Origin of the sequence: Methylobacterium variabile (assembly GCF_001043975.1) — a bacterium.
GTDB classification, from domain to species: Bacteria; Pseudomonadota; Alphaproteobacteria; order Rhizobiales; family Beijerinckiaceae; genus Methylobacterium; species Methylobacterium variabile.
This window is the reverse complement of the sequence record NZ_LABY01000513.1, coordinates 1-590: the sequence shown is the minus strand read 5'-3', so window position 1 is coordinate 590 and position 590 is coordinate 1. Positions and strand designations below refer to the sequence as shown.

At 73.2% G+C, this 590-nt stretch carries 1 protein-coding gene; it reads right to left on the bottom strand.

What is annotated here, in order from left to right:
• The coding region (locus tag VQ02_RS34235) for a DinB/UmuC family translesion DNA polymerase (RefSeq protein ID WP_048448744.1) at nt 1-590 on the bottom strand (590 nt) is incomplete at both ends.

The window sequence follows — 590 nt, the reverse complement described above, 5'->3', positions numbered from 1 at the left end:
AGGAACAGCGAGCCCTGCACGCTCCCGGCCGGCACGAGGTCGAGCAGCAGGATCCCCGTCTTCTTGTAGCGAAACCCCGGCCGGTAGATCTGCCGCACGCCCCACAGAGCCGCCCGGATCAGCCGGGCCGTGTCGGCCGTCGCGATCGTCAGCCGCACGTGCCGCGTCGCGTGGTACTGCGCGTCCTCCGGCTTGTGCCGGTTGGTCGCCAGCATCACCGCGATCGCCGCAGCCGCCAGCCCCTGCCGGCGCAGCTTCTCGGCCGACCGCGACACGTAGGTGCTCAGCGCCTCCGCCAGCTCCTCGAACCCCTCCACCGCCCGCCCGAAGCTGCGCGCCGAGCAGATGGTCTTGGCCTCCGGGCTGTCCCGCTCCAGGTCGAGACAAGGAATCCCCCGGAGCTCCAGCACCGTCCGCTGCAGCACCACGTTGAACCGCTGCCGGATCATCGCCGGGTCGGCCGCCCGGAGCTCGAGCGGCGTCGAGATCCCGAGGGCAGCGAGCCGCGGCGCCAGCCGGTGCCCGATCCCCCACACGTCCTCGAGCGCGAGCCTGGCCAGCGCGGCCGTCTGCGCCGCCTCGCCGTCGAG